The organism is Streptomyces sp. NPDC002671 (assembly GCF_053592475.1).
The window spans coordinates 348,689-356,316 of record NZ_JBSFVU010000007.1 but is presented as its reverse complement, the minus strand read 5'-3'; the positions used below and the strand labels follow the sequence as shown (position 1 = coordinate 356,316).

Sequence of the window (7,628 nt, the reverse complement as noted above, 5' to 3'; positions counted from 1 at the left end):
GGTGGCCCGAAGGGCCATCGCCGAAGGCGACGCGGGAGTGGAGCGCAGCGGAACGGGAGCGCCCTTTACTCGCCTCGCGGAAGCACGACACTGGCAACGAAGCGAGTGGCCCCAACAGCACCGATGAACTCCGTCCATGCAGCCGACCTGATCACCAGCACCGCACCCCCGGGCACCTTGCTGTCCCGGACGGGTACGACACCGGGGACTCCGTCGGCCACCTCGATGCAGGCCTCCCCGCCGCTGCCTCCGCTGTAGCTGCTCTTGCGCCAGCGGGCGTTGCTCAGGTCGTACTCGCGCATCGTCTGTAGTCCTCCGCCACCGACTCGATCAGGGCCAGGGACGCCTCCGGCGACAACGCGGCGGCCCTGATGTGATCGTAAGACGCCCGGTTCCGCTTCACCACCGTGGGTTCGTCCAGCAGATTCCCCGAAAGCACGGCTTCTGTATAGACAGTTGGTGGGGCGTCCTCGAACTCCATGAGCCACATCATCTTGCCCATCTCCGGGTGGGCGCCCGCTGTGAACGGCAGCACCTGCACCACCGCCTTGCGCTCCCGCATCAGCGCCGCGATGTGCTCCAACTGGTGTGCCATGGCTGCCGGTCCGCCGACGGCGATGCGCAGTACCGTCTCATGGAGGACCAACCAATACTTGGGCCGTGTAGCGTCCCTGAGGAGCCGTGTGCGGTCCATGCGTCCCTTGAGCAACTCCTCGATGTACTCGTCGGGGGCGAGTGGATTGCTCGCCAGGAACACCGCCCGCGCGTACTCCCGGGTCTGCAGCAGCCCTGGCACCACCGCTGGCGCGAACTCGCAGATTTCCGTCGCCGTCCGCTCCAGCTCCGCGGCATGCGCGAAGTACTCCGTATACGGCTGATCCTTGATGAGCTTTCGCCAAAGCCGCTCGAAAAAGCCGTCGGTTTGTAGAACCTCGTCGAGCCGCTGTGCCACATCCAGCTGCGGCTTCCGGATGGCCTGCTCGAACTGGCCGATGTATCCGCCGGAAACGAAAACGCGTGCCCCCAGCTCCACCTGGGTGATCCCCGCGTCCTCCCGCCGCCGCTTCAACTCCGCTCCGAAGAACTCCCACGCCGCCTGCCGCGAACCGTTGGCCATAGCCAACCCCCTTGACCTGCCTCGTACTTGTAGGGCGCAGATTGCTGCCGAGCCTACTGGCGGAGCGTCACCCTGGAGGCACGAAGCGTGAAATCGAAGAAGAAAGAGGAAGCCACATGGCGGCACGACACTCGGCGCTCTGTGTCGAAGAGGCGGAGGAGGCTTTGAGGGAATTGCGGGCGGCACTGGAAAAGGCCGGGATTACCCTGCCCTCCCTCGGGCTCGACCCGGTGAGTCTCGCGCGGGAGGCGCCCTGTCCGCTTGTCGAATTGGGCCGGTGTTCCGTGGAGACCGCGCGTCGGCTCGCGGCGGCCTTGGGGGTGATCGCGCCGTGAAACCGCCCGTCGGTAGTCATGTCGTGGACACGGATAACGGACGCATCGGGATCGTCATGGGGTACGAGGGGCCGTACGTCCAGCTGAGGCCGTACGGCGGCGGGCGGGAGTGGGACGCCGAGCCCGGTGCCGTCCGCGGAGCCACCCCCGCCGAGCGGCTGCGCGCGGCCACGGCGTACGAGAACGCGCGCAGCCGCGGCGAAGTGCCGTGAAGCCCAGCGGGCGTCAGGACAGAGCCCAGATCCTGGCTTGTTTGCCGGTCGGGCCCATGTGATCCAGGAGATTGTGATCCAGGGGCGGAATGTCGCATCCGCTGAGAAGGTGGGCCAGCTGCACCTGGCGGGCACCGTCCCGCCAGGCCTGGGACACGACGGGCGCGGGGACGAGAGGTATGCCGCCGGCGGTCAGGTAGGAGCGGTGGGCCCGCCAGAAGGCCACTTGGTTCCCTTCCGCGGCGATCAGCGCCCCGACGTCGTACAAGAAGGGCTTCAAGGTGCTCACGCAGTCTCGCCGGGGATGATGATGGTGACGCGTTCCAGTCTCATACCGAGAGTGCTACGGACCTGGGTGGGCCCGGGCCGGGCGTATCGGCCGCTTTCACCCGGACGAGCGGCTGAGGGTCCCCGGTGCGCGAGAATGGGCCCATGAGTCTGTTCCGCGACGACGGCATCGTGCTGCGCACCCAGAAGCTGGGTGAGGCGGACCGGATCATCACGCTGCTCACCCGGGGGCACGGGAGGGTACGGGCCGTGGCCAGGGGGGTGCGGCGTACGAAATCAAAGTTCGGCGCCCGCCTCGAACCCTTCTCCCACGTGGACGTGCAGTTCTTCGCGCGGGGGAGTGAGCTGGTCGGGCGCGGGCTGCCGCTCTGTACGCAGAGTGAGACCATCGCGCCGTACGGTGGCGGGATCGTCACCGACTACGCCCGCTACACCGCCGGGACGGCCATGCTGGAGACCGCCGAGCGGTTCACCGATCATGAGGGCGAGCCCGCCGTGCAGCAGTATCTGCTGCTCGTCGGCGCGTTGCGGACCCTCGCGCGCGGCGAGCATGCGCCCCACCTCGTCCTCGACGCCTTCCTGCTGCGGTCCCTCGCCGTCAACGGCTACGCCCCCAGCTTCACCGACTGCGCGAAGTGCGGGATGCCCGGGCCGAACCGGTTCTTCTCCGTCGCCTCCGGGGGCTCGGTCTGCGTCGACTGCCGGGTGCCGGGCAGTGTCGTACCGTCCCCGCAGACCCTGGTCCTGCTCGGCGCGCTGCTTACGGGAGACTGGGAGACGGCGGACGCGTGCGAGGCTCGGTACGTCCGGGAGGGCAGCGGGCTGGTGTCCGCCTACCTGCACTGGCATCTGGAGCGCGGGCTGCGCTCACTCCGGTACGTGGAAAAGTAAGAGCAAGTAACGGAAGCGAGAACCGAACCATGGTCGTACGCGGGATCCTGGGGCGCCAGCGGCGCGAGTACAAGGCGCCGGAGCCGCACCCGTCCGGTGCCCGCGCGCCGAAGCTCCCCGGCGAGCTGGTCCCGGAGCACGTCGCGATCGTCATGGACGGCAACGGGCGGTGGGCCAAGGAGCGCGGGCTGCCGCGTACCGAGGGGCACAAGGTCGGTGCCGAGAAGGTGCTGGACGTGCTCCAGGGCGCGATCGAGGCCGGCGTCCGCAACATCTCCCTCTACGCCTTCTCCACCGAGAACTGGAAGCGCTCGCCCGACGAGGTCCGCTTCCTGATGAACTTCAACCGTGACTTCATCCGCAAGACCCGCGACCAGCTCGACGAACTCGGCATCCGGGTGCGCTGGGTGGGCCGTATGCCCAAGCTGTGGCGGTCGGTCGCCAAGGAGCTCCAGATCGCCCAGGAGCAGACCAAGGGGAACGATCTCCTCACCCTGTACTTCTGCATGAACTACGGCGGGCGCGCCGAGATCGCCGACGCGGCGCAGGCCCTCGCCGCGGACGTGAAGGCGGGGCGCCTGGACCTGTCGAAGGTCAACGAGAAGACCTTCGCGAAGTACCTGTACTACCCGGACATGCCGGACGTCGACCTGTTCCTGCGCCCCAGCGGTGAGCAGCGCACCTCCAACTACCTGCTGTGGCAGAGCGCGTACGCCGAGATGGTCTTCCAGGACGTGCTGTGGCCCGACTTCGACCGCCGTGACCTGTGGCGGGCCTGCGTCGAATTCGCCTCCCGCGACCGGCGCTTCGGCGGAGCCGTCCCGAACGAGGAGCTGCTGGCGATGGAGGCGGCGATGCGGGGCGAGCCCGAGGGCAGCTGATCGCGGGCGCTACTATCCCGCCTCATGGACATGGGGCGGGATACGACGCAGGATCAGGATCGGGATGTGGTCGAGCTGGTGTACCAGCCGACCCGGCAGGACATGAGACAGGCGCTGGCCGCGCGGGCCAAGGCGTCGACCGCGGCCCGCCGGATGCAGCGCCTGGCGCTGATCAGCGTGGCCGCGCTGGTCGGTGCCTCCGTGGTGCCGCTGGCCAAGGGAGACGGCGTCGACATGGGGTCGTTGGTGCCCGGCGTCTTCGTCGTCGCCATGCTGTTCGTGCTCCGGCCGGTGCTCATGGCCCGCCAGTTCCACAAACTGGCCGCCCGGCACGGCGAGTACCGTGCCGTGGCCGGGGACGACGGTGTGACCGTCACCAACATGGGCGGCTCCAGCCACCTCAACTGGACCGCCGCGCCCCGCTACGCGGAGACGCCCGATCTCTTCGTGTTGCTCAGCGGCGACAAGGACGCCTCCTGCCTCACGGTGCTGCCCAAGCGGGGCATACGAGAGCCCGGGGGCGTGGACGCCCTCCGGGCTCTGCTCGACGGGCATATCACCCGCCTCTAGATCAGTCGTTCGCCGCCGCGCACTCCGCACACGTACCGAAGATCTCCACCGTGTGCGCCACGTTGACGTACCCGTGTTCCTCGGCGATCGCCTCGGCCCACTTCTCCACGGCCGGGCCCTCGACCTCGACCGCCTTGCCGCAGACGCGGCAGACCAGGTGGTGGTGGTGTTCGCCGGAGGAGCAGCGGCGGTAGACGGACTCGCCCTCGGAGGTGCGCAGGACGTCGACCTCGCCGGCGTCGGCGAGGGACTGGAGAGTGCGGTAGACCGTGGTCAGGCCGACCGAGTCGCCCTTGTGCCTGAGCATGTCGTGCAGTTCCTGCGCGCTGCGGAACTCGTCGACCTCGTCGAGGGCCGCGGCCACAGCGGCACGCTGGCGGGTTGCGCGCCCCTTCACGGGCGGTCCAGCGGTCGTCACCGTTGTCTCCTCACACGTCTCGCCTCTGCCCGGGCCATTGTGCCAGCCCGGGCTGTCCGCGGTCAGACGCCGACCTCGTCCGCGGCCTTCCGCGTGGCCGGAATCGAGCACTCGGCGGGGTCGCCCGGAGGCTGTGCCGAGGCCGCCGCACGGGCGCGTCGCCGGGCCAGGGGAGTGGCCAGGGCGGTGAGCGCGACGAACGCGGCGATGGTCAGCAGCACGATCGTCGCGCCGGGCGGGACGTCCTGGTAGTACGAGGTGACCGTGCCGCTGATCGCCACGGTCACGCCGATGGCGACGGCGATCGCGAAGGTCGCGGCGAAGCTGCGGGTGAGCTGCTGGGCGGCGGCGACCGGCACCACCATGAGCGCCGAGACGAGGATCAGGCCGACCACCCGCATGGCGACGGTGACGGTGACCGCCGCGGTGACGGCCGTGAGCAGGTTGAGGGCGCGCACGGGCAGCCCGGTGACCCGCGCGAACTCCTCGTCCTGGCTGACCGCGAACAGCTGGCGGCGCAGCCCGAGGGTCACGAGGGCCACGAACGCGGCCAGCATCATGATGGCGTTCACGTCGGACGGGGAGACCGTCGACAGCGAGCCGAACAGGTATGAGGTCAGGTTGGCGGTGGAGCCGCCCGGCGCGATGTTCACGAGCATCACGCCGCCGGCCATGCCGCCGTAGAAGAGCATCGCGAGGGCGATGTCGCCGCGCGTCTTGCCGTACCAGCGGATCAGCTCCATCAGTACGGCGCCGAGCGCGGAGACGGCGGTGGCCGTCCACACCGGTGAGGCGTGCAGCAGGAAGCCGAGGCCGACGCCGGTCATCGCCACGTGCCCGATGCCGTCGCCCATCAGGGGCTGGCGGCGCTGGACGAGGTAGATGCCGATCGCGGGCGCGGTGATGCCGACCAGGACGGCCGCGATGAGCGCCCGCTGCATGAAGGCGTAGTTCAGGAATTCCATCAGCTCAAGCGTCCCGTCAGCTCAGCAGTCCCGTGCGGGTGGGTTCGGTGCCCGCGGGTGCGTGCGGGTGTACGTGGTCGTGGCCGGGCAGCGCGTGCTGGCCGAGCGCCTGCGGGGGCGGGCCGTCGTGCAGCACGCAGCCGTCGCGCAGGACGACCGCCCGGTCGATCAGCGGCTCCAGGGGCCCGAGTTCGTGCAGGACCAGCAGGACCGTCGCACCGGCGGTGACCTGCTCGCGCAGGGTGTGGGCGAGCACCTCCTGGCTGGCCAGGTCGACGCCGGCCATCGGCTCGTCCATGATCAGCAGTTCGGGCTCGGCGACGAGCGCGCGGGCGATCAGGACGCGCTGGTGCTGGCCGCCGGAGAGGGCGGTCACCGAGTCCTTGGCGCGGTCCGCCATGCCGACCAGCTCCAGGGCCCGGCGCACGGCCTCGCGGTCCGCCTTGCGGAAGACGCCGAAGCGGGTGCGGGAGAGCCGGCCCGAGGAGACGATCTCGGTCACCGTGGCGGGGACGCCGCCCGCGGCGGTGGTGCGCTGCGGTACGTAGCCCACGCGCGCCCAGTCCCGGAAGGACCGGCGTGGGGTGCCGAACAGCTCGATCGTGCCGCCGCTGATCGGCACCTGGCCGATGACGCTGCGCACGGCCGTCGACTTGCCGGAGCCGTTCGCACCGAGCAGGGCGACGACCTCGCCGCGGTTGACGGTGACGTCGATGCCGCGCAGGACGGGGCGCGCGCCGAGTTCGGCGGTCACCCCGCGCATGGCTATGACGGATTCGCCGGCCATCGTGTCTCCTGTTCCCGTCACTTGGCGCCCAGAGCCTGCTGGAGCGCCTTGAGGTTCGCTGCCTGGACGGAGAAGTAGTCGGTGCCGCGGGACTTCTTCGTGATGCCCTCGATCGGGTCGAGGACGTCCGTCCCCAGGCCCGCGTCGCCCGCGACGGTCTTCGCGGTCTTGTCGCTGACCAGCGTTTCGTAGAAGACGGTGCTGACGCCGTCCGCCTTGGCCAGCTTCTCCAGGTCCTTCACGCGCTCGGCGCTCGGCTCCGACTCGGGGTCGAGGCCGCTGATGGCCTCCTCGGTGAGGCCGTAGCGCTCGGCGAGGTAGCCGAAGGCGGCGTGTGTGGTGATGAAGACCTTGGTCTTCGTGTGCGCGAGGCCGTCCCTGAACCGGCTGTCCAGGTCGTTCAGCCGCTTGACCAGGGCGGCGGTGTTCTTCTTGTAGTCGGCGGCGTTCTTGGGGTCGGCCTTCTCGAAGGCCTTGCCGACGCCCTCGGCGACCTGGGCGTAGCGCACGGGGTCGAGCCAGATGTGCGGGTCCTTGGCGCCGGAGTCCTGCCCCGACTCCTCGCCGGGCTGCTCGCCGTCCCCCGTGTCGTGCGCCGCCGCGTGGCCGCCGACCTCGTTGCCGTGCTGCTCCAGCGTGGTCAGGGAGGCCGCGTCGATCTTCGTCTTGACCGGGGACTGGGCCACCGCGTCGTCGACGGAGGGCTGGAGGTGCTTCAGGTACAGGACGGCGTCGGAGTCCTCGATCCCGCCGATCTGCCGGGGGCTGAGCTCCAGGTCGTGCGGCTCCTGGCCGGGGGAGGTGAGCGTGGTGACGTGCGCGTGGCTGCCGCCGATCCGCTCGGCGAGGAAGGCCATCGGATAGAAGGACGTGACGACGTCGAACTTGCTGGTGTTCCCGGCCGCGGCGCTGGTGGAGCAGGCGGAGAGCGTGCCGATCCCGAGGGCGCCGGCCGCGGTGATCGCGGCGGCCGGTATGAGGCGTCGTCGTACGTTCATGACAGTCATTTTCAACAAACATGGAAACCGTTGTCAACAAGCCCTCGTGAGGGGCCGTGGGAGGCCCTTGGCAGGGGGCCGATTTGGCCGAGGGGGAGCCTGCGCCGGTAACCTGAATCATTCGCTGGAAGCATCTCGCTTCAACGCCCGTCGTCGTAATGAAGAG

General features: G+C 69.5%; 12 protein-coding genes. 5 read left to right on the top strand and 7 right to left on the bottom strand.

All coding sequences use genetic code 11. The annotated features are described in order from the left end of the window. Positions 1–65: 65 nt before the first annotated feature. Positions 66–302: a DUF397 domain-containing protein gene (locus tag ACWD35_RS13895; protein WP_451351419.1), complete on the bottom strand. Its 237-nt coding sequence runs from the start codon at positions 300–302 to the stop codon at positions 66–68. After that, the gene (locus ACWD35_RS13890) at positions 284–1,117 is read right to left on the bottom strand and encodes a helix-turn-helix domain-containing protein (protein WP_451351418.1); all 834 of its coding nucleotides are present in this window, start codon (positions 1,115–1,117) and stop codon (positions 284–286) included. Before ACWD35_RS13890 ends, ACWD35_RS13895 begins: the two co-directional genes overlap by 19 nt. A 116-nt stretch (positions 1,118–1,233) precedes the next feature. On the opposite strand from ACWD35_RS13890, the gene ACWD35_RS13885 reads away from it, so the two are divergent. Beyond that, positions 1,234–1,452, top strand: a complete 219-nt coding sequence (locus ACWD35_RS13885) for a hypothetical protein (RefSeq protein ID WP_451351417.1) — start codon at positions 1,234–1,236, stop codon at positions 1,450–1,452. Next, positions 1,449–1,664, top strand: a complete 216-nt coding sequence (locus ACWD35_RS13880) for a hypothetical protein (protein ID WP_451351416.1) — start codon at positions 1,449–1,451, stop codon at positions 1,662–1,664. Before ACWD35_RS13885 ends, ACWD35_RS13880 begins: the two co-directional genes overlap by 4 nt. 13 nt (positions 1,665–1,677) lie before the next feature. Here the strand turns inward: ACWD35_RS13880 and ACWD35_RS13875 are convergent, their stop codons facing one another. Continuing rightward, positions 1,678–1,953, bottom strand: a complete 276-nt coding sequence (locus ACWD35_RS13875) for a hypothetical protein (RefSeq protein WP_451351415.1) — start codon at positions 1,951–1,953, stop codon at positions 1,678–1,680. Positions 1,954–2,096: 143 nt separating this feature from the next. Between ACWD35_RS13875 and recO the strand changes: the two genes are divergently transcribed. The 3 genes from recO (at position 2,097) to ACWD35_RS13860 (ending at position 4,294) form a co-directional block, all read left to right on the top strand. Continuing rightward, the gene (gene recO / locus ACWD35_RS13870; RefSeq protein WP_451351414.1) at positions 2,097–2,843 is read left to right on the top strand and encodes a DNA repair protein RecO; all 747 of its coding nucleotides are present in this window, start codon (positions 2,097–2,099) and stop codon (positions 2,841–2,843) included. Positions 2,844–2,872: 29 nt separating this feature from the next. After that, on the top strand, positions 2,873–3,724 hold the full coding sequence (locus ACWD35_RS13865; protein WP_451351413.1) for an isoprenyl transferase: 852 nt from the start codon (positions 2,873–2,875) through the stop codon (positions 3,722–3,724). A gap of 66 nt (positions 3,725–3,790) precedes the next feature. Then, positions 3,791–4,294 carry a YcxB family protein gene (locus ACWD35_RS13860; RefSeq protein ID WP_451351412.1) on the top strand — a complete coding sequence of 168 codons (504 nt, stop codon included), beginning with the start codon at positions 3,791–3,793 and terminating at the stop codon, positions 4,292–4,294. Position 4,295: 1 nt separating this feature from the next. Here ACWD35_RS13860 and ACWD35_RS13855 read toward each other — a convergent pair whose 3' ends face one another. The 4 genes from ACWD35_RS13855 to ACWD35_RS13840 form a co-directional block, all read right to left on the bottom strand. Continuing rightward, positions 4,296–4,712, bottom strand: a complete 417-nt coding sequence (locus tag ACWD35_RS13855; RefSeq protein ID WP_451351411.1) for a Fur family transcriptional regulator — start codon at positions 4,710–4,712, stop codon at positions 4,296–4,298. A gap of 62 nt (positions 4,713–4,774) precedes the next feature. Continuing rightward, positions 4,775–5,677, bottom strand: a complete 903-nt coding sequence (locus ACWD35_RS13850) for a metal ABC transporter permease (RefSeq protein WP_451351410.1) — start codon at positions 5,675–5,677, stop codon at positions 4,775–4,777. Positions 5,678–5,693: 16 nt separating this feature from the next. After that, positions 5,694–6,464 (bottom strand): metal ABC transporter ATP-binding protein, encoded by a 771-nt coding sequence (locus ACWD35_RS13845; RefSeq protein ID WP_451351409.1) that lies wholly within the window; start codon positions 6,462–6,464, stop codon positions 5,694–5,696. 17 nt (positions 6,465–6,481) lie between these two features. Beyond that, a complete protein-coding gene (locus ACWD35_RS13840; RefSeq protein WP_451351408.1) occupies positions 6,482–7,462 on the bottom strand; it encodes a metal ABC transporter substrate-binding protein in 981 nt (326 codons plus the stop codon). Positions 7,463–7,628: the final 166 nt, after the last annotated feature.

Bases quoted from the DNA above. Each gene is read 5' to 3' on its own strand.
- ACWD35_RS13895 (WP_451351419.1), bottom strand. From the start codon at position 302: ATGCGCGAGTACGACCTGAGCAACGCCCGCTGGCGCAAGAGCAGCTAC.
- ACWD35_RS13890 (WP_451351418.1), bottom strand. From the start codon at position 1,117: ATGGCCAACGGTTCGCGGCAGGCGGCGTGGGAGTTCTTCGGAGCGGAG.
- ACWD35_RS13885 (WP_451351417.1), top strand. From the start codon at position 1,234: ATGGCGGCACGACACTCGGCGCTCTGTGTCGAAGAGGCGGAGGAGGCT.
- recO (WP_451351414.1), top strand. From the start codon at position 2,097: ATGAGTCTGTTCCGCGACGACGGCATCGTGCTGCGCACCCAGAAGCTG.
- ACWD35_RS13865 (WP_451351413.1), top strand. From the start codon at position 2,873: ATGGTCGTACGCGGGATCCTGGGGCGCCAGCGGCGCGAGTACAAGGCG.
- ACWD35_RS13850 (WP_451351410.1), bottom strand. From the start codon at position 5,677: ATGGAATTCCTGAACTACGCCTTCATGCAGCGGGCGCTCATCGCGGCC.
- ACWD35_RS13845 (WP_451351409.1), bottom strand. From the start codon at position 6,464: ATGGCCGGCGAATCCGTCATAGCCATGCGCGGGGTGACCGCCGAACTC.
- ACWD35_RS13840 (WP_451351408.1), bottom strand. From the start codon at position 7,462: ATGAACGTACGACGACGCCTCATACCGGCCGCCGCGATCACCGCGGCC.